The sequence below is a fragment of the Cellulosimicrobium sp. NPDC057862 genome (assembly GCF_042797035.1).
Taxonomy (GTDB): domain Bacteria; phylum Actinomycetota; class Actinomycetes; order Actinomycetales; family Cellulomonadaceae; genus Cellulosimicrobium.
This window is the reverse complement of sequence record NZ_JBHVMH010000005.1, coordinates 144301-165545: the sequence shown is the minus strand read 5'-3', so window position 1 is coordinate 165545 and position 21245 is coordinate 144301. Positions and strand designations below refer to the sequence as shown.

Below are 21245 nucleotides of genomic sequence, written 5' to 3'. Positions count from 1 at the left end.
CTCAGGATAGATCGACATCCGCGGGGGTGGTAGTCGAGCGGGCCCTCGCGGGCCCCATGGCGATGGATCTCACCCCGAAGCGCCCTCGGACCGCGTCAACGGCCTCCTCCACCCGGCGCCGAGCCGCGCCCGTCTCCTCGACCGCCTCCTCGAGCGTGGGCTGCACGACGGCCTCCGCACGGGGCTCGAGGCCCTCGGCACGAACCCCGACGAGCCGGACGGCGAGGCCCCGCAGGTCGACGCTCGCGACGAGCTCGCGCGCCACGAGGTAGATCTCGCGCGCGACGTCCGTCGGGGCGCCGAGGGTCCGCGCGCGGGTCACGGTGCGGAAGTCGCTCGTCCGGACCTTCACGCTCACGGTGCGCGCGACGAGACCTTGGTGGCGCAACCGGGCGGCGCACCGGTCCGCGAGCTCCAGCACACGCGCCTGGACCGCCGTGAGGTCGCGCAGGTCGTGCGCGAACGTCGTCTCGGCACCGATGCTCCGCTCCGACCGCTCCGGCTCGACCGGCCGGGGGTCGCGCCCCCACGCGAGGTCGTGCAGGTGCGCGCCCGCGACCTTGCCGACCGCCGTCTGGAGCGACGCCACGTCCGTGTCGGCGAGCTCGGCGACCGTGCGGATGCCCCACTGCGCGAGCGCGCTCTCGGTCCGCTCCCCCACGCCCCACAGCGCGCCGACGGGCAGCGTGCGCAGGAACGGGACGGTGGCGGCCGCCGGCACGAGGAGCACGCCGTCGGGCTTGGCGTGCGTCGAGGCGAGCTTGGCGACGAACTTGTTCGTCGCGATCCCGACCGAGCAGGTGATGCCGTGCTCGGCCCGTACGCGACGCCGGAGCTCGGCCGCGATCCGCGTCGGGGGCCCGAGGCGCCGCCGCGCCCCGCTCACGTCGAGGAAGGCCTCGTCGACGCTCACCTGCTCCACGAGCGCGGTGATCTCGCCGATCGCCGCCATGACCGCGCGGGAGACCTCGTAGTAGCGCGTGTGGTCCGGCGGGACGACGATCGCCTGCGGGCACAGCCGGCGCGCGGTCACCATCGGCATCGCCGAGTGGACGCCGAACGCTCGCGCCTCGTACGTCGCCGCGAGGACGACGCCACGTTCCGCGCCGCCGACGATGACCGGTCGCCCCACGAGCTGGGGTCGCCGGGCGAGCTCGACGGACGCGAAGAACGCGTCCATGTCGACGTGGAGGATGGAGCACCCCTCCTCGTCGTCGCCCCAGTCACGGCGGACGACCGCGCGCGGCCCGCGGCTCATCGCCGCCTCACCGGGCGCTCGAGGCAGGCAGCGCCAAGGTCACGACGCCACCGTCCGCAGACCGGGCAACCGGACGAACCCGGCGTCCGGGTCGACGAGCATCGCGACCTCGTCGCGGAAGTCCTCGGCGCACGCCATGAGCTCGTCGGCCCGGCGCGGGTCCACGACGTCGAACCGACCCGCGTCGACGGCGGCCCGGACTCGCGCCCCGCTCGCGAAGTAGCCGGACCAGGCCGCGAGCGACGGCTCGGCGTCCGCGAGCTGGTCCCACACCGACCGGGCCCGTCCACGACGCACCGGCCGGGCACGCAGCGCGACGACCGCCGCCGCGGCGCGCAGGGCGCCGAGGTGCGCGTGCACGAACCGTTCACCCGCGTCCTGCGCGAGCGCCGCCGAGACGAGCTCCGCGTCCGCGCGCTCCAGCAGCCGACGGACCTCGGCGGGGACGGCGACGGTCCCCCTCGCGCCTGCTTCGTTCGACATCGCGCACCTCCTCCTCCACTATCGAACACCTGTTCGATCCTGTCAACGTCGGGCGGCCTCCAGCCCGTACGGTGAGCACATGGCTCGCCGCACCTCCCGACGCTCCTCAGGGTCCTCCGCGCCACCCACACCGTCCCGGCGGCGGGGCAGCGGGGGCCGCGGCGGGACCGCCGTGCCGGAGCTCCCGACCGGGCCCGTGCCGACGTCGACGGGAACCGCGCACGTCGAGCGCGACCCGGACCTCCCGTCGGCCGTCACGCTCTACGTCAACGGCGTCCCGAGCTCGTACCTCGACCTCGACGACCCCGGGATGCTCGCGTTCGAGTACATGCAGCAGATGGCGGCCGTCGTCGACGAGCTCTCGCCCGGGCCGCTGCGCGCGCTGCACCTCGGCGCGGCGGGATGCAGCCTGCCCCGCTGGGTCGAGCACACCCGGCCGGGCTCGACCCAGCTCGGGGTCGACCTCGACGCCCGCCTGCTCGAGCTGGTGCGCACGTGGTTCGACCTCCCGCGGGCACCGCGCCTCCGGCTGCGTCCCGACGACGCACGGCACGCGGTGGCGAGCCTGCCCGCCGCCTCGTACGACGTCGTCGTGCGCGACGTGTTCGACGGCGACCGCACGCCCGACCACCTCACGACCCTCGGCATGGCGGTCGAGGTGCACCGCATCCTGCGCCCGGGCGGCGTCTACCTCGTCAACTGCGCCGACCGGCCGCCGCTCACGACGGCGCGCCGCGAGGCCGCGACCCTCGCGGCCGCGTTCGGGGAGACGTCCGCCGCGGAGGGCCGGGTCGCGGCGATCGCGGAGCCCGCGCAGCTCAAGGGCCGGCGCTACGGCAACGTCGTGCTGGCCGCGGTCCGTGCCGGGTCAGGTGCGCCGAGCCTGTCGAGCACGACTCTGGCGCGTGCGGTCCGCTCGCTCGCCGTCCCGGCGCGCGTCGTCACGGGCGACGAGCTCCGCGCGTTCTTGGGCACCGCGCCGGTGCTCGACGATCCCGAGGAGGTGGCGGACGGCGGCACCGCGGCGGACGGGTCGTGAGACGCGACAGGAGCCGCGCCCGAGGGGCGCGGCTCCTGTACTGCTGCGACGACCGGGTAGCCCGGCCGCCAGACGTCGTGGACGTCAGAGCGGACGAACCTTCTCCGCCTGCGGGCCCTTGGGCCCCTGGGTGATCTCGAACTCGACCCGCTGCGCCTCGTCGAGCGTGCGGTACCCGTTCGACTCGATCGCCGAGTAGTGCACGAAGACGTCGGCACCGCCGCCGTCCTGCGCGATGAAGCCGTAGCCCTTCTCGGCGTTGAACCACTTCACAGAACCCTGCGCCATGCTCTTCCTCTGACCTTCTGTCCATCCGGGGACATCAGCGAGCGGACCCTTCGTCCACCCCCGTGCGCCGCAATGCCATGTCCCACGTCCTCCGCCGGCGCCCCGGCCGTGTGCGGCCGGCAGGCCCGACGCCGGACCGCCCCGCCGGGCGGACCCACGTACCGGCCCTGCACCGGGTCGTGCGCAAGTACGTCACTGCAACGGGTGACAGTGTGGCACGGACCACGTCCGGTCCGCCATGGAACTCGCCACCTCTCGTGATGATTTTTCGGCACATTCCACCCCGGTCCGCGGGCCGGGGTGAGCCGTGTCGGCGCCGCTCAGTCGCCCGACTGCTGGGCGAGGAAGCGCTCGAACTCGGCACCGAGCTCGTCGGCCGTCGGGATCGGCGCGGACTCGGCGAGCAGGCTCGTGCGCCCGACGGAGCGCGCGAACGCGTCGTACTGCTCCTCGAGGGCGCGCACGACCGCGGCGACCTCCTCGGAGTCGCGCACCTGCCGTTCGACCTCGGTCTTCGCGTCCTGCACGGCCTCCGCGAGCCCGCTCGTCGCGAGGTCCAGACCGGTGACACGCTGCACGTGCTCGAGCGCGACCACGGCCGCCGGCGGGTACGACGACTGCGCCAGGTAGTGCGGCACGTGCACGGTGACGCCGAGCGCGTCGTGCTCAGCCCGCCCGAGCCGCAGCTCGAGCAGGGCCGCCAGGCTGGCCGGGACCTTCACCGTGCCGAACCACGACGTGTGCTCCCCCAGCAGCTCGGGCCGCGTCGCGTGGGCGGTGACCGACAGGGGCCGGGTGTGCGGGATCCCCATCGGGATGCCGTGGAAGCCGACCGTGAGCGACACGCCCAGGCGCTCGACGACGTCGCGCACCGCGGCGACCACGCGCTCCCACTGCACGTCGGGCTCGGCACCGTGCAGGAGCAGGAAGCCCGTCCCCTCGGCGTCGCGCACGTGGTCGATCACCAGGTGCGGCTCGTCGTAGTCCGACCAGCGGTCGGTGCTGAAGGTCATCGTGGCGCGCTTGGAGCGGTAGTCGAGGAGCTGGTCGACGTCGAACGTCACCACACGGGTGACCTCGCCGATCCCCAGCAGGTGGTCGACCGCGACCTCGCCCGCGCTGCCCGCGTCGACGAACCCCGCGACGGCGTGCAGCAGCACCGGCCCCGCGCCCGGCTCGGGCGGCGTGGGCCACAGGCGTGCCACGGCCTGCTCGTCGAGCTCGTAGATCCCGCGAGGGTCCAGCATGCATCCTCCTCGTGACGTCCTTCGCCCGTGCGCTGCCGACGGCGCGCGACGGGCCTGACGAGGACAACACGGCTCGTCCCGCGGTTCTTCCCGACCCGGCGGCTCGGGCCCTCGGCGGGTCCCCGGACCGGCCCGCGCCCGGGTCAGCGACCGGGCAGCCGCACCACGGAGACGAAGAAGTCGTCGATCTGGCGCACCACGTCGATGAAGCGGTCGAAGTCGACCGGCTTGGTGACGTAGGCGTTGGCGTGCAGCGAGTAGCTGCGCACGACGTCCTCCTCGGCCTCCGACGTCGTCAGCACGACGACCGGGATCTTGCGCAGCGCCTCGTCCGCCTTGAGCTCGGCGAGGACCTCGCGCCCGTCCATCCGGGGCAGGTTGAGGTCGAGCAGGATCAGGTCCGGCGTCGGGGCGCCCGCGTGCTCGCCCTCCTTGCGCAGAAACGCCAGCGCGCTCACCCCGTCGGAGACCACCGAGAGGCGGTTGGTGACCTTGTGGTCCTCGAACGCCTCACGCGTCATGAGCACGTCGCCGGGGTCGTCCTCTACCAGGAGGACGTCGATCGGCTTGCTGCCGTGGCTCATGCGGGGCTCTCCTCGTCGTCGTGGCGCGCGCGGGCTGCGTCACCCAGGGGTCGCTCAGGGGTCACTGCTCCGCGCCGTCGTGGTCGGAGCGAGCGTAGCCGACCTGCGCGTGCACGTACGCGTGCGCGAGCGTGAAGCGGATCGTCGTCCCGCCCTCGCGCGGCTCGATCCAGATCCGGCCGCCGTGGTACTCGACGATGCGCTTGCACAGCGCGAGGCCGATCCCGGTGCCCTCGTACACGTCCTTGGCGTGCAGGCGCTGGAAGATGACGAACACGCGCTCCGCGTACTGCGGGTCGATGCCGATCCCGTTGTCCTCGACGAAGATCTCCCAGTGCGTGTCGCGCGCGAGCACGCCCACGTGCACGACCGGCGGCCGGTCAGGGTCGCGGAACTTCAGCGCGTTGCCGACGAGGTTGGCCAGGAGCTGGTGCAGGAGCGCCCGTTCGCCCACGACGACGGGCAGCGGGTCGTGCGTGATGCTCGCCCCCGTCTCCGCGACCTTCTCGGACAGGTCCTCGAGCACGCCCTCGAGCTCCCGCTCGAGGTCCACGTCGACGCGCTCGTTGCCCGTCCGGCCGACCCGCGAGAAGCCCAGCAGGTCCTGGATGAGCCGCTGCATCCGCTTGGCGCCGTCGACCGCGAAGTCGATGTACTGGTCGGCGCGGTCGTCGAGCTCGCCGCCGTACCGCTTCTTGAGGAGCTGCGTGAAGCTCGCGACCTTGCGCAGCGGCTCCTGGAGGTCGTGGGACGCGACGTAGGCGAACTGCTCGAGGTCGCGGTTGGACCGCTCGAGCTCGCGCGCCTGCTCCGCGAGGAGCTCGTGCGAGCGGGCGGCGTCCTCGTGCGACGCCTTGATCTCGGCGACCTGGTTCACGAGCTCGACGCGCATGTGCTCGACGTCCTGGGCGAGGTCCGCGATCTCCGCCGGGCCGGAGGTCACGACCGGCTCGTCGAGGCTCCCCGAGCTCACGAGCCGCACGCGGTGCGCGAGCTCGGCCATCGGCTCGGTGACCCAGCGCTTGAGGCACACCCAGAGGATGATCCCGACCGCGAGCGCCGAGCCGACGAGGACGAGGACGCTCCCGAAGAGGGCCCGGCTCCAGCGGTCGAGCGTGTCGAGCCGCTCGATGCGCTCGGCGCGGATCGCGTCGACGTACCGGGCGGTGTCGGCCCGTGCGTCGGCGAACAGCTCCGCCCCGTGCGCCTGGTCCACGGCGCGCACCCGCCCCGGGCCGTCGTCCTCGGTGGTCGCGATCGCGGGCTCGGCGTAGTCGGTGACCCAGGTACGCACCGACGCGTCGGCCTGGGCGAGCGTCGCCGCCTGCTCCTCGTCGAGCCCGAGCAGGTCCACGAGCGCGGGGTCCGGGACGACGCCCTCGGCGTCCGTCCCGACCGCTCGGGTGTAGGCCTCGAGCGCCGTGTCGTCGCCGGTCGCGACGTACGCGCGCACCGCCACCTCGGCGTCGAGCAGGCCCACGTACGCGGCGTCCGCCTCGGTCACCGCGTCGAAGAACGGCCCGGTGACCTCGTCCTGGATGGTCAGCACGCGCGAGAGGGCGATGGCCGACGTCGCGAGCACGCCGAGCAGGATCACGCCCGCGACGACGAGCGCCCACCCGAGCCGGCGGCGCAGGGTGGGGGCGCGCCGGCGCCCGGTGCGCCCCGCGACGGTCGTCTCGCTCGCCGTGGCGGTCACCGGGCCCTCACCGGGCCCACTCGTCCGAGTCCGCGAGGGTCGCCGTGCGCTCGCCGGGGGTGCCCTCGTCCCCGCCCCAGCCGAGCACGAGGAGCGCGGCGTCGTCCGCCAGCGGGCCGCCGTGCAGGTCGCGCACGCGGCGGAAGACGCGCTCCACGACCCCCTCGACGCCCTGCTCGAGCGCGCGGTCGACGGCACTGCGGAGGCCGTCGACGCCGACGCGCTCGGGGCGGGCTCGGGAACCCGCCGAGGTCCCCGGCCCGGCGACGGTCGCCTCGACGAGCCCGTCCGTGTAGAGCATGAGCGCCCAGCGCTCCCCGAGGTCGACGGACTGCGACGTCCACCCTCCCTGGACGGGGATCCCGAGAGCGCGGCCGCGGGCCGTGGGCGTGATCTCGGTCGCGGTGTCGCGCAGCAGGAGCGGCGCGAGGTGCCCCGCGAGGTAGACCTCCGCGCGCCGACGGTCCGCGGAGACGAGGACCTGGCAGAGCGTGACGAAGACCTCGGGGCGGGCGCGCTCGGGCACGAGGACGCGCTCCAGGAGCGGGAGGATGCCCTCCGGCTGGGTGTCGGAGAGCACGATGGTGCGCCAGGCCGTGCGCAGCGTGGCGCCGAGCGCGGCCTCGTCGGGACCGTGGCCTGCGACGTCGCCGATGACGCACAGCACCGTCCCGTCGGGGCGCTCGACCGCGTCGAAGAAGTCGCCGCCCAGGAGCCCGTTGCCGCCGGGGACGTAGCCCACCATGACGTCGAGCCGGTCGTCCTGGACGAGCGGCGTGGGCAGGAGCGCGCGCTCCAGCCGAGCGGTCTCGGCCGCCCGTACCTCGCTGCGGTACAGCGCGCGCTGCTGCTCGACCGACATGCGCCGCTGCACGGCGTAGCGCACCGACCGGCCCAGGAGGTCGCCGTCGACCTCCCCCTTCACCAGGTAGTCGTCGGCGCCGGCCGCGACGGCCTGGACGCCGAGGTCGATGCCCGAGTGCCCGGTGAGGACCACCAGGGCGGGCGGGTGGGTGCCGGTCCGCACGCGCTCGACCGCCGACAGCCCGACGGAGTCGGGCAGCCCGAGGTCCAGCAGGACGCAGTCGACGGGCCGCGAGACGAGCATCTCGAGCGCGGCGTCGAGCGTCGTCGCGCGGTGGAGCTCGACCGTGAGGTTGCCGTCCGACAGCAGCTCCTCGACGAGGACCGCGTCCCCGTCGTCGTCCTCGACGAGGAGGATGCGCAGCTCGTCCGTCGGGGCGAGGACCGCGCGCTCGGACAGCACCTGGTCACGCGCGCCGGCCTCGTCGCCCCGCGCAGAGGGTCGCGCGGGGACCTGACGGTCGGTCCCGGTCACGACGCCCGCTCCCCTCTGGTCGCCATGGCCCACGATCCTAGCGTCAGCCGCGCGTCGGGCCCGGTCACGGGTGCGGGACGCGCCGAGGACCGGTCCGGGGCCGGGCGCCGGTGGGCCATAATGGACGGCCGTGTCACGGGCGGGTGCTCGGGCGCGACGCCCGGCCGAGGGAAGGGACAGCGTGGGACGCAACGACGAGCTCCGGCTCGAGCAGGAGGTCGTGGACACCCTCTACGCGCGCCTCGACGAGCTGCGTGCCGCCGCCCGCGCGCGGCTCGACGGCGTCCGCCGGTCCGGGCCGTCCGGCTCGCCGCAGAACCGGAGCGAGCGCGACGCGTTCGCGACGCTGTACGAGGACCGCGTCGCACAGCTCGACGCGGTGGAGGACCGGCTCGCGTTCGGCCGGCTCGACCTCGACGACGGTACGCGCCGCTACGTCGGGCGCATCGGCCTGACCGACGCCGAGCACACGAGCCTCCTCACCGACTGGCGCGCGCCCGCGGCGCAGTCGTTCTACCGCGCGACGGCGGCCCACCCCGACGGCGTCGTCCGGCGGCGGCACCTGGTGACGCGCGGGCGGGACGTGACGGGTCTGGAGGACGAGCTTCTGGACCTCGACGCGCCCGAGGCCGTGACCGGGACGACGCTCTCGGGCGAGGGCGCGCTCCTCGCCGCGATGGCGGCGGGCCGCACCGGGCGCATGGGCGACATCGTCGCGACGATCCAGTCCGAGCAGGACACGATCATCCGGTCCGGGCTGGCCGGCGCGCTCGTCGTCCAGGGCGGCCCGGGCACGGGCAAGACGGCCGTCGCCCTGCACCGCGCCGCGTACCTTCTCTACGCGCACCGGAGGGTGCTGGAGCGCTCGGGCGTCCTCCTCGTCGGTCCGAGCCACTCGTTCCTGCGCTACATCGACCAGGTGCTGCCGTCGCTCGGCGAGACGGGGGTCGTCAGCACGACGATCGCCGACCTCCTCCCCGGCGTCGTCGCCGACGGCGCGGAGGACCCCCGCGTCGCACGGGTCAAGGGCCGGGCCGTCATGGCCCGGGCGGTGCGACGCGCGGTGCGCGCGCGCGAGCGCGTGCCCGCGGCGGACGTCCCGGTGCGCCTCGACGGCCACGACCTGCTGATCCGGCGCCGCGACGTCCGCGACGCGATCGCCAAGGCCCGGCGGACCCACAAGCCGCACAACCTCGCGCGCGTGACGTTCGTCCGCGAGATGCTCTCGCGGCTCGTCGACCAGTACGGCCGCCAGCTCGGGGAGCCGCTCGTCGGCGAGGACCGCGCGCTCGCCCTCGAGGACCTGCGCTCCCACCGCGACGTGCGCGTCGCGCTCAACCTCGCGTGGCTGCCCCTCACGCCGGAGCGCCTCGTCGAGGACCTCTGGACCAAGCCGCACCGGCTCGCCGAGGCGGCGCCCGAGCTCTCGCCGGCCGACCGGCGCCTGCTGGAACGGCCGAAGGGCTCGCCGTGGACTCCCGCGGACGTCCCGCTGCTCGACGAAGCCGCCGAGCTGCTGGGCGAGGACGACCAGGCGGAGCGAGCCGAGGCCGCCGCGCGCGCGGCGCAGCGCGCGCAGGACCTGGAGTACGCGCGGCAGGTGCTCGAGTCGTCGGGCGCCGGCGGCGGGATCGTCGGCGCGGACGTGCTGGCCGAGCGCTTCTCCGCGAGCGGGCCGCGCCTCACGACCGCCGAGCGCGCCGCGCAGGACCGCACGTGGACGTACGGGCACGTCGTGGTCGACGAGGCGCAGGAGCTCTCGGCGATGGCGTGGCGCATGCTCGTGCGCCGGTGCCCGACGCGCTCGTTCACCGTCGTCGGCGACGTCGCGCAGACGTCGTCGCTCGCGGGCGCGCGCTCGTGGAAGGGCATGCTCGACCCGGTGTTCCGCGACGCGTGGCGTCTCGCGGAGCTGACCGTCAACTACCGCACCCCGGCCTCCGTGGCCGACACCGCACGCCGCGCAGCCCTCGCCGCCGGGCTGCCGGTCTCGCCGCTGACCTCCGCGCGCGACGTGGAGGACGCGCTGCGCGTCGTCGAGGCGGCGCCCGCCGACCTCGCCGCCCGGGTCCGGGCCGAGGCCGAGGCCGCCCGCGCGGAGTTCGTCGCCGCGGAGTCGGGGCGCGTCGCCGTCGTCGCCGCCGCGCCGGCCGTCGCGGACCTGCGCGTCGCTCTCGGTCTCGAGGACGCCGGTCCGGACGCCCCGGTCGCGGTGCTCGACCCGGTCCAGGTGAAGGGGCTGGAGTTCGACGCCGTCGTGCTCGTCGAGCCCTCCGACATCGCGACCGGCCCGTCGGGCGCGTCGGACCTCTACGTCGCCATGACCCGCCCGACCCAGCGCCTGGTGGTCGTGCACGCTCGCGCGCTCCCCGCGGGCGTCGCCGGCACCGGACCGGGCGCCGAGACGCGCGCGGGCACCCTGACGAGCTCCCGGGCGGGCACGGACGCGGACGGCGGCGCGCGCGTCGCCCCGTGACGCGGCGGTCCGGGCCGCGCGGGTCGGGCGTTCACCTCGTCCCGAAGGTCAAGACCCGTTTGGTCCGGACCGCGGACCGGGCGCACCATGGGAGCGTGCTACGCGCCCTCCTCCTTGAAAACCTGCACCCTCTCGCTGCCTCGAACCTCGAGGCGGCGGGGATCGACGTCACCGTCCGCACCGGCGCCCTCGACGAGTCCGAGCTGATCGAGGCCCTCGACGGGGTCCACCTGCTCGGCATCCGGTCCAAGACGAACGTCACCGCGAACGTGCTCGAGAACGCCCCCGACCTGGTGGCGCTCGGCGCGTTCTGCATCGGCACGAACCAGATCGACCTGCGCTCCGCCGCGACGCAGGGCGTCGCCGTGTTCAACGCCCCGTTCCAGAACACGCGCTCGGTGGTCGAGCTCGCGCTCGCCGAGATCATCGCGCTCACGCGCCGCCTCACCGAGCGCGACCGCGCGCTGCACGAGGGCCGCTGGGACAAGTCGGCGGAGGGCGCGCACGAGGTACGAGGCCGCACGCTCGGCATCGTGGGCTACGGCAACATCGGCACCCAGCTCTCGGTCGTGGCGGAGAACCTCGGCATGTCCGTGGTCTTCTACGACACGGCGGAGAAGCTCGCGCTCGGCAACGCGCGCCGCATGGACACGCTCGACGAGCTGCTCGAGCAGGCGGACGTCGTCACGCTGCACGTCGACGGCCGCCAGGGCAACGCCGGGCTGTTCGGCGCCAAGCAGTTCGCCCGCATGCGCCAGGGCTCGATCTTCCTCAACCTGTCGCGCGGGTTCGTCGTGGACTACGGCGCGCTGCGCGAGGCGATCGTCGAGGGCCGCGTCTCCGGTGCTGCCGTCGACGTGTTCCCGCACGAGCCCAAGCGCAAGGGCGACGCGTTCGACTCCGAGCTGCGCGGCCTGCCGAACGTCATCCTCACCCCGCACATCGGCGGCTCGACGGAGGAGGCGCAGGAGGCGATCGGCCAGTTCGTGTCGGCCAAGCTGCGCGACTACCTCACGACGGGGTCGACGACGCTCAGCGTCAACGTGCCGAACCTCGCGCTCGAGCAGACCACCGGGATCACGCGCATCACGCACCTGCACCGGAACACGCCGGGCGTCCTCGCGGCCGTCAACGCGACGCTCGCGGAGCACGGCACGAACATCGAGGGCCAGCTGCTCGCCACCCGTGGCGAGATCGGCTACGTCGTCACCGACGTCGGCTCGCGCGTCGAGCCCGCCGTGATCGACGCGCTGGCGGCGATGGAGCAGACGATCGCCCTGCGCGTCCTGGACTGACGCCCACCGCGAGCGATCTCGCCGCGTGCGCCGCTCGCCCGGCGCACGCGGCGAAGGTCCTCGGGGGGCGTGACCTTCGCCGCTGAGCGCCCCGTCCGCGTCGGTGCCACGATGAGGCATGACCGGATACACGCACGACGGGCCGCAGATCCTCGACGCCGACGCGTCGTGGGACCTCGTGGAGGGGACCCACGTCGCACGCCTCGCCGTGAGCGTGCGGGGCGAGCCGGACATCTACCCCGTCACCGTGCGGGCGCACGAGCGCACGCTCGCGTTCCGCACCGTGCCGGGGACCAAGCTCGCGACCCTCGCGACCAACGAGCGCGTCGCGCTCGAGTGGGACCACGTCGACGACGACGGGGCGTGGAGCGTCGTCGCCCGCGGGACCGCCCACCGGGTCCGGAGCGAGCACGAGGTGGACGCCGTCCAGGACGGTGCGGACCCGCTGGTCCCCACGGTCGACGTGCCGACCGAGGAGTGGGTCGTGGTCGAGGCCCGCGAGCTCACGGGAAGGCGCTTCGCCCGTTCGGAGGACTGACCCCGGACACGCGTCGTCCGGCCGCCCCGTGCGGGACGACCGGACGACGGGACGCGGGTCAGCCGGACTTGCGGCGGAACGTGCGCTGGACCGGACCGACGGTCTCGGAGCCGTGCACCGACCCGGTGTTGGTCTCACCGTCGGCCGTCCGGTGGCGCGCCGCGTTCTTCCGGTCGAGCGCCTCCCGGAACTTCGCCTTGGCCTCGTCGGTCGGTGCGGTGTCTGCAGCGGATCGCTGCTGGTCGGACGCCATGGCGGTCTCCTCGTCGATGGGGAACTCGGTCGTGCACTGCGGTCGGCCCGACGGTGCGGGCACCTCGCCAGCCTCCCGCACCCTGTCGCCGGACGCCACCTGATTTGTCCCCCGACCCGTCGGCTCTCCGACGGGCCGCCGGACGGCGTCGGGTAGCGTCGGCACCGTGCCGCCCGACGCCTCCCCCGCCCCCGCCGCCCGACCGGCCGCGCCGCCGTCGCCCACGGACCGCGCGTCGCTCCCGCACCGCCGTCTCGGTCGTTCCGGGCTCACGCTGCCGACCGTCTCGCTGGGGCTGTGGCAGAACTTCGGCGACGCCGACCCCCGGGCGACCCAGCGCGAGATCGTGCTGCACGCGGTCGACCGCGGGGTGACCCACCTCGACCTCGCGAACAACTACGGCCCGCCTGGCGGAGCGGCGGAGGAGTCGCTGGGGCGTCTGCTCGCGCGCGAGCTGCGACCGGTCCGCGACGAGCTCGTCGTGACGACCAAGGCCGGCTACCGCATGGGGCCCGGCCCCTACGGCGAGGGCGGCTCGCGCAAGTACCTGCTCGCCTCGCTCGACGCGTCGCTGCGCCGGCTCGGGCTCGACCACGTCGACATCTTCTACTCCCACCGCTTCGACCCGACGACGCCGCTCGAGGAGACCGTCGGCGCGCTCGCCACGGCGGTCCGCTCGGGGCGTGCTCGGTACGCGGGCATCTCCTCCTACTCGGCGCGCCGCACCCGAGAGGCGTTGCGCGTCGCGGAGCGGCTCGGGGTCGACCTCGTCGTGACCCAGGTGTCGTACTCGATGCTCAACCGGTGGGTCGAGGAGCCCGACCCGCACGATCCCGCGGGCGCGTCCGTGCTCGACGTCGCCGGGGCCGAGGGTCTGGGCGTCGTGGCGTTCTCGCCGCTCGCCCAGGGGATGCTCACCGACCGGTACCTGCGCGGGGTCCCGGACGACTCCCGAGCGGCCCGCGGCGGACCGCTGCGACCGGCGTTCCTCTCGGACGCCAACCTCGACCACGTGCGGCGGCTCGACGGCCTCGCCCGCGCCCACGGACGCAGCCTCGCCACGACGGCGATCCTCTGGGCGATGCGGGACGAGCGCGTCAGCTCGGTCCTGCTCGGCGCGAGCTCGACGCGCCAGCTCGACGAGAACCTCGCCGCGCTCGACGCGCCAGGTCTCTCCACCGAGGAGCTCGCGGCCGTCGACGCGCTGCCCGCGGACACGGGCATCAACATCTGGGCGTCGCGGTCCAGCGACCTGTAGCACCGCAGGCGCGGTCCGATGGCGACGCGGGGACGAACGACGGGGCGCGGTGTCGCCGCCTCAGGCCTGCGGCGCGGGCTCCTCGCGCGCGTCCGCGGCAGCGCCGTCCGTGCCCTCGGCCTGCGCCGCCGACTCGCGCTCCTCGCGCTCGACCCGGAGCGAGGTGATCGCGCTCTCGAAGTCCTCGAGCGAGTCGAACGCCTGGTAGACGCTCGCGAAGCGCAGGTAGGCGACCTCGTCGAGCTCGCGCAGCGGCCCGAGGATCGCGAGCCCGATCTCGTACGCGTCGAGCTCGGCGCTGCCGCTCGCCCGGATCGTCTCCTCCACGCGCTGCGCGAGCACCGCCAGGTCGTCCTCGTTGACGGGGCGCCCCTGGCAGGCCTTGCGCACGCCGTTGACGATCTTCTCGCGCGAGAAGGGCTCCGTGACCCCCGAGCGCTTGACCACGGACAGGCTCGCGGTCTCGATCGTCGTGAAGCGGCGGTTGCACTCGGGGCACTGGCGACGCCGACGGATCGACGCGCCGTCGTCCGAGGTGCGCGAGTCGACGACGCGGGAGTCCGCGTGGCGGCAGAACGGGCAGTGCATGGCGGGCTCCTCCGCGGTTCGCGCCGACGGGTCGGCGCGACGAACGTATGCCGTCGCGGCGGGACGGTGCAACACGCCTCCCACGCCGGGACCCCACCGAGGTTGGGACGACGGCGCACGGGAGGCCGCCCGTGAACAGCAGAACGGGGGCGGTCGTGGTCGACCGCCCCCGTCGGGACGCCCCCGTCCCCATCTCGCGCGTGACTCGCCTCACGCGCGGCGACGTGCACAGGAGTCGCGGTGGACCGCGTGCTCCTCGCCTCGTCCGCCCAGCCCCCCAGCCGGCGTTGTGAGGTGACACTAACTTAGGTGGGCCTAATCAGGGACGCAACCCCTGCACCCCGACGCACGAGGGTTTTCTGCCGTGTCCTGCGTCACACCGGAGTCGGGCCCGCCGACGACGGACTGCGCGCGCCCCCTAGGCGGACGCCGGAAGGAGGATCTTCTGCCCTGCCTGGAGACCGGACGACGAGAGCCCGTTGAGCTCGGCGAGCCCGCTCACGACGTCGCGCAGGTCCTCGCCCGGAGCCGCCACGCCCTGCGCGAGCTCCCACAGCGTCTCCCCCGCGGCCACGACGTGGACCCGGACCTCCATAGGCTCGCCCGGTCCGCTCGCGACGGCGACGCCCACGCGCGCGGCGAGCAGGAGCAGCACGGCCGCCAGGAGCACGAGGACCACGCGGCCCCGCCGGGTGAGACGCAGCGGCCGCTCGCCCCCACGCTCCGTCGCCGCGGCCCCGCCCGCGCGGCCAAGGGGCCCGACCGTCGAGATCGCCATCGCATCCATGCCCGCTCCGTCCCGGCCCGCGGGCCCGATCGCCTTCCCCGGTCGATCGGACGCCGCGAGCCCTTCGCCTCCGTGCCGACCGGGTCGGTCGAACACGTGTACGTAGAACACCTGTACGAAGGTCTACCACGAACGACCGACAGAGTCGAGACATGCTCGAACAGGTGTTTGATTCGTGTCGCAACCTCCCCTAGCCTGGGGTCAGGTCGGTTCGCCGGACATGTCCGCTCGGACCTGGAGGAACGACCGAGGTCCCGGGGCGCACGTCCCGGGGAGGGGAGGCCGCAGGCCGGGAGGCGTCGGCGGCCGCGACGGACGAAGGCGGAGCGACCATGGCGGCACGAGGCACGGACAGGGCACGGGGGCTCGCCGAGGTGCGCGAGCTCCCGGACGGGTCGGCGGGGGGTGACGGGCTCACGCCGCGGCAGCGCCTCGTGCTCGAGACCATCCGCGCATGCGTCGAGCAGCGTGGCTACCCGCCGAGCATGCGGGAGATCGGCGAGGCCGTGGGCCTGACGAGCCCGTCGTCCGTGAAGCACCAGCTCACGACGCTCGAGCGCAAGGGGTTCCTGCGGCGTGACCCGAACCGTCCCCGCGCGATCGAGGTCGTCCAGCCGGACGACGCGCGCCGCGCGACCCCGCTCGGGGCGGCAGGCGCCGCGCCCCAGCCCACGTACGACGAGGCGCACCCCGCGCCGTCGTACGTCCCGGTCGTCGGACGCATCGCCGCCGGCGGGCCGATCCTCGCGGAGCAGGTCGTCGAGGACGTCTTCCCGCTGCCACGCCAGCTCGTCGGCGAGGGCGAGCTCTTCCTCCTGCGGGTGCAGGGCGACTCGATGATCGACGCCGCGATCTGCGACGGGGACTGGGTCGTCGTGCGCCGCCAGCCGGTCGCGGAGAACGGCGAGATCGTCGCGGCGATGATCGACGGCGAGGCCACGGTGAAGTCCCTGCGTCGCGCGGACGGCCACGTGTGGCTCATGCCGCGCAACGCCGCGTACGACCCGATCCCGGGCGACGACGCCCAGGTCCTCGGTCGCGTCGTCTCCGTCCTGCGCAGCCTCTGAGCGACCGGGGTCCTCCCCTCAGCGCGCCGAGAGCCGGGTGGTCGTCGACCACCCGGCTCTCGCCGTGCTCGGCCCCGTTCGGCGGGCCTGGTCGGTCAGAGACCGAAGCGTCGGGCGACGGCGCGCAGCGACTCGGCGGACGACCGCAGGCCGGCGAGCTCCGCGTCGGCCAGCGGGACCTCGACCCGCTCGGCGGCGCCTCGGCGGTCGACCAGCGTCGGCAGCGAGAGGCACACGTCGTCGAGCCCGTACGCGCCGTCGAGGAGCGTCGAGACCGGCAGGATGCGGTGCTCGTCGTCGAGCACGGCCTCGATGATGCGCGTGCCCGCGAGCCCGACCGCGTAGTTGGTCGCGCCCTTGCCCTCGATGATCCGGTAGGCCGACTGCACCACCTCGCGCGCGATGTCGTCACGGACCTCCCCCGTGAGGGGCCCCCGCCCGCCGAGGCCGGGCCACTCGAGGAGCGGCACGCCGCCGATCGTCGCCGAGCTCCACAGCGGGATCTCACTGTCGCCGTGCTCGCCCGCGATGTACGCGTGGACGTTCTGCACCGCGACGCCGCAGTGCTGCGCCACGAGGAAGCGCAGGCGCGACGAGTCGAGCACCGTCCCGCTGCCGAAGAGCTGCGTCGGCGGCAGCCCCGAGAACTTGAGCGCCGCGTACGTGACGATGTCGACGGGGTTGGTCACCATGACGTAGACCGCGTCCGGGGCGACCTCCACCAGCCCGGGCAGGATCGTGCGCATGAGGCCGATCGTGCCCTCGGCGAGGTCGAGCCGCGTCTGGCCGGGCTTCTGCTTCGCCCCGGCCGTCACGACGACGACGTCGGCCCCCGCGCACACCGCGACGTCGTCCGACCCCTCGACGCGGGCCATCGGCATGAACTGGATACCGTGCTGGAGGTCGAGCACCTCCGCCTCGACCTTCGCCCGGTTCACGTCCAGGAGCGCCACCGTGCGCGCGGCCCCCCGCATGAGGGCCGCGTACGCCAGCGTCGACCCGACGGCGCCCGCGCCGACGATCGCCAGCTTGGTGGTCCGTGCGGCCCCTCCCTGACCGCCCGCGGTCGCGTCGCCGGTGCCCTGCGGGGACGTGCTCGTCGTCATCTCGCCTCCGTGAAAGTTCGTGGGTTCCCCGATGCTCGCGGGAAAGGACTCAGCCTAGGGCGGCGAGGCGCCGCAGCGCAGCGGTAGCGACGTCTCGATCGGTCGTCTGCCAGAACCCCGGCATCGAGCGCGTGAGGAACGTGCCGTAGCGCGCGGTCACGAGGCGCGGGTCGAGGACCGCGACCACGCCCCGGTCCGCCGTGGACCGCACGAGCCGACCGGCGCCCTGCGCCAGCAGGAGCGCGGCGTGCGTCGCGGAGACCTGCATGAACCCGTTGCCGCCCCCGGCCTCGACCGCACGGGCCCGGGCCGACTTGACCGGGTCGTCCGGGCGCGGGAACGGGATGCGGTCGATGAGCACGAGCTGGCACGACGGCCCCGGGACGTCGACTCCCTGCCACAGCGACAGCGTGCCGAACAGGCACGTCGCCGGGTCGTCGGCGAACTCGCGCACGAGCGTCGGGAGCTGGTCGTCGCCCTGGCACAGGATCGGCACGTCGAGCCGCTCGCGCATCGCCTCCGCCGCGGCGACCGCGGCGCGGCGCGACGAGAACAGGCCGAGCGTGCGCCCTCCGGCGGCCTCCACGAGCGCGGCGATCTCGTCGAGCTGGTGCTCCGTGGACGCCTCGCGGCCCGGCGTGGGCAGGCGCTTGGCGACGTAGAGGATGCCCTGCCGCGCGTAGTCGAACGGGCTGCCGACGTCGAGCCCGCGCCACCGCGGCGCGTCGGCGTCGCCGCCCTCGCCACCGCTCCCGAGGCCGAAGGTGCGCGCCACGGCGTCGAAGCTCCCGCCGAGCGCGAGCGTCGCGGACGTGAAGACCCCGGTCCGCTCGGCGAGCAGGTGCGTGCGGATGAGGCCGGCGACGCCCAGCGGAGCGGCGTGCAGTCGGCTCGCACCCTCGCCGAACCGGTCGGCCGACCAGCCGCCCTCGCCGGGCCGTGAGCACCAGAGCACGTCGTGCCCGGTCGGGTCGGCGGCCATGCGCTCGGCGACCTCGAAGAGCTGGAGCATGGTCGACTGGGCCATCTTCAGCCCGGAGTCCGGCTGGGCAGGCTTGGTCACCCCGGTCTCGGGCTTGAGCGTCGAGAGGACCTCGCGCGCGGCGTCGCGCACCGCCGCGACGGCCGAGCGCGCGCCGTCGGGCAGCCCGTCTGGGAACCGCTCGGCGGGCAGCGCGCCGACGACCGTCCCGAACGCCGCCGACGCCGCGTCGAGCGCGTCCGTCGTGACGCCGCCGTGCCGGCGCGCGAGCCGTGCCGCGCTCTCGATCGCGGGGACGGAGAGGTCGACCGTCGCCGCCGCGGTGACCCGGTCGGCGAGCTCGTGCGCCTCGTCGACGACGAGCACGTCGTGCTCGGGCAGCACGCCGGGCGACCCCATCGCAGCGATGCCGAGCATCGCGTGGTTGGTCACGACGACGTCCGCCTCGCGGGCCGTCGCGCGCGCCTTCTCGGGGAAGCACTCGGCGAGCATCGGGCACCGCTGCCCGAGACACTCGAGCGCGGTGACGGAGACCTGGCGCCAGGCCTTGTCGCTCACGCCGGGCACGAGGTCGTCCCGGTCCCCGGTCGACGTCTCGTCGGCCCACTCCCGCAGGCGCACGACCTGCTCGCCGAGCGCCGCGGCGCTGGTGCCGCCACGCGCGGCGGGGTGGTCGGCGGCGCCCGCCGACTCGCCCGGCAGGTCGAACAGCGTCGGCTCGTCCGCGGGGTAGCCACCCGCGATCTTGTGGACGCACAGGTAGTTGTGCCAGCCCTTGAGGAGCGCGATCGTCGCGGGTCGGGGCAGCGTGTCCGCCACGGCGTCGGCGACGAGCGGGAGGTCGCGCGTGATGACCTGGCGCTGGAGCGCCAGGGTCGCGGTCGAGACGATCACCCGCTCGTCGGTCGCCACGGCGTGCCGCACGGCCGGCACGAGGTACCCGAGCGACTTCCCCGTGCCCGTCCCTGCCTGGACGACGAGGTGCTCCGACCCCTCGATCGCCTCGGTGACCGCGCGCGCCATCGCGTGCTGGCCGTCGCGCCGAGCGCCGCCCAGCCGGGTGACGGCGACGTCGAGCAGCGCGTCGACGTCGGGCACGTCACCTCTCGAGGTTCCGGCCGTCGTCCCCGGTCCGGCGTCGACGCGGTCGGGGGCAGGTCGCGTGGAGGGGGGCACCCGCCGAGTCTACGGTCGGGCGCCCACGGGTCGGCGGTCCTGTGGACGGCGGCCCGGACACGGCACGACCCCGCACGGCGCGCGCCGTGCGGGGTCGTGGAGGACGCCCGGCCGGGTCCCCCGGGCGCGACGCGCTCAGCCCTGGGTCGAGGCCCCGACGAGCTCGGTCGCGAGCGCCTGGGCGACGCGCCCGCGCAGGAGCGTGCCCTCGGGCGTGTGCTCCTCGTGGTCGATCTCGCCCTCGGTGTGCACGCGGTGCACGAGGTCGCCCCGGTGGTACGGCACCACGACGTCGATCTCGACGTCGGGTCGGGGCAGCTCGTGCGCGATGAGCTCGCGCAGGTGCTCGATCCCCTCGCCCGTGTGCGCCGACACGACGACCGTGCGCCGCTCGCGCAGGCGGATGCGCGCGATCGTCTCCGGGTCCGCGAGGTCCGCCTTGTTGAGGACGATCACCTCGGGCACGTCCTCCACGCCCGGGATGTCGGCCAGGACGTGCCGGACCGCCGCGATCTGGCCCTCCGGGTCGGGGTGGGACGCGTCCACCACGTGGAGCAGCAGGTCGGCGTCGCCGACCTCCTCGAGGGTCGAGCGGAACGCCTCGACGAGCTGGTGCGGCAGGGCCCGCACGAACCCGACGGTGTCGGCGAGCGTGTAGACCCGGCCGTCCTCGGTGCGCGTGCGGCGCACCGTCGGGTCGAGGGTCGCGAACAGCGCGTTCTCGACGAGCACGCCCGCGCCCGTGATGGCGTTGAGCAGGCTCGACTTGCCCGCGTTCGTGTACCCGGCGATCGCGACGGACGGGATCGCGTGCCGCTTGCGCGACGCGCGCTTGGTCTCCCGGCCCGGGGTCATCGCCTGGATCTCGCGGCGCAGCTTCGCCATGCGGTTGCGGATGCGGCGGCGGTCCAGCTCGATCTTCGTCTCACCGGGACCACGGGAACCCATGCCCGCGCCGGCGCCGCCGACCTGGCCGCCGGCCTGCCGGGACATCGACTCGCCCCACCCGCGCAGGCGCGGGAGGAGGTACTCGAGCTGGGCGAGCTCGACCTGCGCCTTGCCCTCCCGGGACTTCGCGTGCTGGGCGAAGATGTCGAGGATCAGCGCGGTCCGGTCGATGACCTTGACCTTGACGATGTCCTCGAGCGCACGACGCTGGGAGGGCGCGAGCTCGCCGTCGATCACGACGGTGTCCGCGCCGCTGGCCGCGACGACGTCGGCGAGCTCGGCGGCCTTGCCGGAGCCGAGGTACGTGCCCGGGTCGGGCTTCGCACGGCGCTGGATCACGCCGTCGAGTACCTGGGAGCCCGCCGTCTCGGCGAGTGCCGCGAGCTCGCGCAGCGAGATCTCGGCCTCCTGCGCGGACGAGGGCGCGCCGTCCTCGCGCGGGTCGGACCCGGGGCTCCAGAGCCCGACGAGCACGACCTTCTCCAGGCGGAGCTGCCGGTACTCGACCTCGGTGACGTCCTCGAGCTCGGTCGAGAGACCGACCACGCGGCGCAGCGCGCTGCGCTCCTCGAGCTCGAGCTGCTCGCCGTCGTGCCGTGCGTGGACCGTCCCGCCCTCGGCGCGCGCCGTCCCGGCCCGAGCGAGCACCCGCGCCACGACGTCGCTCGCGATGTCCCGCGTCGCGCCGGTCGGCTCGTCCTGAGCCGGGGTGGGGGTCGCTGGGCTCTGGGTCATGTGCCGCCTTTCGTCAGGGAGCGGCGCTCGTGCGCCGTGGTAGTTGAACAAGCGTGGCACGGGAAATCGTCCCGGGGCCAGCGGATAAGCGGGTGAGGC

The 21245-nt window shown here is 74.5% G+C and carries 19 protein-coding genes; 6 read left to right on the top strand and 13 right to left on the bottom strand.

Annotated elements, in window-relative coordinates:
• Position 1: 1 nt before the first annotated feature.
• On the bottom strand, positions 2-1258 hold the full coding sequence (locus ACFVN3_RS09310) for a DNA polymerase IV (protein ID WP_378232512.1): 1257 nt from the start codon (positions 1256-1258) through the stop codon (positions 2-4).
• Between the two features lie 39 nt (positions 1259-1297).
• Entirely contained in the window at positions 1298-1741 is a 444-nt protein-coding gene (locus tag ACFVN3_RS09305; protein WP_378232510.1) for an SAV_6107 family HEPN domain-containing protein, read from the bottom strand.
• Positions 1742-1913: 172 nt separating this feature from the next.
• Here ACFVN3_RS09305 and ACFVN3_RS09300 point away from each other — a divergent pair, with 172 nt between their 5' ends.
• Complete coding sequence (locus ACFVN3_RS09300) at positions 1914-2780, top strand: spermidine synthase (RefSeq protein ID WP_378232509.1); 867 nt, start codon at positions 1914-1916, stop codon at positions 2778-2780.
• Between the two features lie 84 nt (positions 2781-2864).
• Here the strand turns inward: ACFVN3_RS09300 and ACFVN3_RS09295 are convergent, their stop codons facing one another.
• The 5 genes from ACFVN3_RS09295 to ACFVN3_RS09275 all read right to left on the bottom strand — a co-directional run bounded on the left by ACFVN3_RS09295 (position 2865) and on the right by ACFVN3_RS09275 (position 7937).
• Positions 2865-3068, bottom strand: coding sequence for a cold-shock protein (locus ACFVN3_RS09295; RefSeq protein WP_034655075.1), 204 nt, complete (start codon positions 3066-3068; stop codon positions 2865-2867).
• Between the two features lie 320 nt (positions 3069-3388).
• Entirely contained in the window at positions 3389-4315 is a 927-nt protein-coding gene (locus ACFVN3_RS09290; protein ID WP_082141376.1) for a proteasome assembly chaperone family protein, read from the bottom strand.
• A gap of 143 nt (positions 4316-4458) precedes the next feature.
• A complete protein-coding gene (locus ACFVN3_RS09285; RefSeq protein WP_378232508.1) occupies positions 4459-4899 on the bottom strand; it encodes a response regulator in 441 nt (146 codons plus the stop codon).
• A 61-nt stretch (positions 4900-4960) separates the two neighbouring features.
• On the bottom strand, positions 4961-6598 hold the full coding sequence (locus ACFVN3_RS09280; RefSeq protein WP_378232507.1) for an ATP-binding protein: 1638 nt from the start codon (positions 6596-6598) through the stop codon (positions 4961-4963).
• Positions 6599-6605: 7 nt separating this feature from the next.
• On the bottom strand, positions 6606-7937 hold the full coding sequence (locus tag ACFVN3_RS09275) for a PP2C family protein-serine/threonine phosphatase (protein WP_378232506.1): 1332 nt from the start codon (positions 7935-7937) through the stop codon (positions 6606-6608).
• 181 nt (positions 7938-8118) lie between these two features.
• On the opposite strand from ACFVN3_RS09275, the gene ACFVN3_RS09270 reads away from it, so the two are divergent.
• The 3 genes from ACFVN3_RS09270 to ACFVN3_RS09260 all read left to right on the top strand — a co-directional run bounded on the left by ACFVN3_RS09270 (position 8119) and on the right by ACFVN3_RS09260 (position 12246).
• Positions 8119-10413: a HelD family protein gene (locus ACFVN3_RS09270; RefSeq protein WP_378232505.1), complete on the top strand. Its 2295-nt coding sequence runs from the start codon at positions 8119-8121 to the stop codon at positions 10411-10413.
• Between the two features lie 95 nt (positions 10414-10508).
• Entirely contained in the window at positions 10509-11708 is a 1200-nt protein-coding gene (gene serA, locus ACFVN3_RS09265) for a phosphoglycerate dehydrogenase (RefSeq protein ID WP_378232504.1), read from the top strand.
• A gap of 118 nt (positions 11709-11826) precedes the next feature.
• Positions 11827-12246 (top strand): pyridoxamine 5'-phosphate oxidase family protein, encoded by a 420-nt coding sequence (locus ACFVN3_RS09260; RefSeq protein WP_378232503.1) that lies wholly within the window; start codon positions 11827-11829, stop codon positions 12244-12246.
• A gap of 58 nt (positions 12247-12304) precedes the next feature.
• Here the strand turns inward: ACFVN3_RS09260 and ACFVN3_RS09255 are convergent, their stop codons facing one another.
• Positions 12305-12562 (bottom strand): DUF5302 domain-containing protein, encoded by a 258-nt coding sequence (locus ACFVN3_RS09255; RefSeq protein WP_378214866.1) that lies wholly within the window; start codon positions 12560-12562, stop codon positions 12305-12307.
• Positions 12563-12665: 103 nt separating this feature from the next.
• Between ACFVN3_RS09255 and ACFVN3_RS09250 the strand changes: the two genes are divergently transcribed.
• Positions 12666-13757, top strand: a complete 1092-nt coding sequence (locus ACFVN3_RS09250) for an aldo/keto reductase (RefSeq protein WP_378232502.1) — start codon at positions 12666-12668, stop codon at positions 13755-13757.
• A gap of 60 nt (positions 13758-13817) precedes the next feature.
• Here ACFVN3_RS09250 and nrdR read toward each other — a convergent pair whose 3' ends face one another.
• Positions 13818-14345 (bottom strand): transcriptional regulator NrdR, encoded by a 528-nt coding sequence (gene nrdR / locus ACFVN3_RS09245; protein ID WP_378232501.1) that lies wholly within the window; start codon positions 14343-14345, stop codon positions 13818-13820.
• Between the two features lie 418 nt (positions 14346-14763).
• Complete coding sequence (locus tag ACFVN3_RS09240) at positions 14764-15132, bottom strand: LysM peptidoglycan-binding domain-containing protein (protein WP_378232500.1); 369 nt, start codon at positions 15130-15132, stop codon at positions 14764-14766.
• A 332-nt stretch (positions 15133-15464) separates the two neighbouring features.
• Between ACFVN3_RS09240 and lexA the strand changes: the two genes are divergently transcribed.
• Positions 15465-16199 carry a transcriptional repressor LexA gene (gene lexA, locus ACFVN3_RS09235; protein WP_378232498.1) on the top strand — a complete coding sequence of 245 codons (735 nt, stop codon included), beginning with the start codon at positions 15465-15467 and terminating at the stop codon, positions 16197-16199.
• Positions 16200-16294: 95 nt separating this feature from the next.
• Here the strand turns inward: lexA and ACFVN3_RS09230 are convergent, their stop codons facing one another.
• From ACFVN3_RS09230 to hflX, 3 genes are all read right to left on the bottom strand, one after another.
• On the bottom strand, positions 16295-17305 hold the full coding sequence (locus ACFVN3_RS09230) for an L-lactate dehydrogenase (RefSeq protein ID WP_378232497.1): 1011 nt from the start codon (positions 17303-17305) through the stop codon (positions 16295-16297).
• 49 nt (positions 17306-17354) lie between these two features.
• Positions 17355-19385 carry an ATP-dependent DNA helicase gene (locus tag ACFVN3_RS09225; RefSeq protein WP_378232496.1) on the bottom strand — a complete coding sequence of 677 codons (2031 nt, stop codon included), beginning with the start codon at positions 19383-19385 and terminating at the stop codon, positions 17355-17357.
• Positions 19386-19598: 213 nt separating this feature from the next.
• The gene (hflX, locus tag ACFVN3_RS09220; RefSeq protein ID WP_378232494.1) at positions 19599-21146 is read right to left on the bottom strand and encodes a GTPase HflX; all 1548 of its coding nucleotides are present in this window, start codon (positions 21144-21146) and stop codon (positions 19599-19601) included.
• Between the last annotated feature and the right edge of the window lie 99 nt (positions 21147-21245).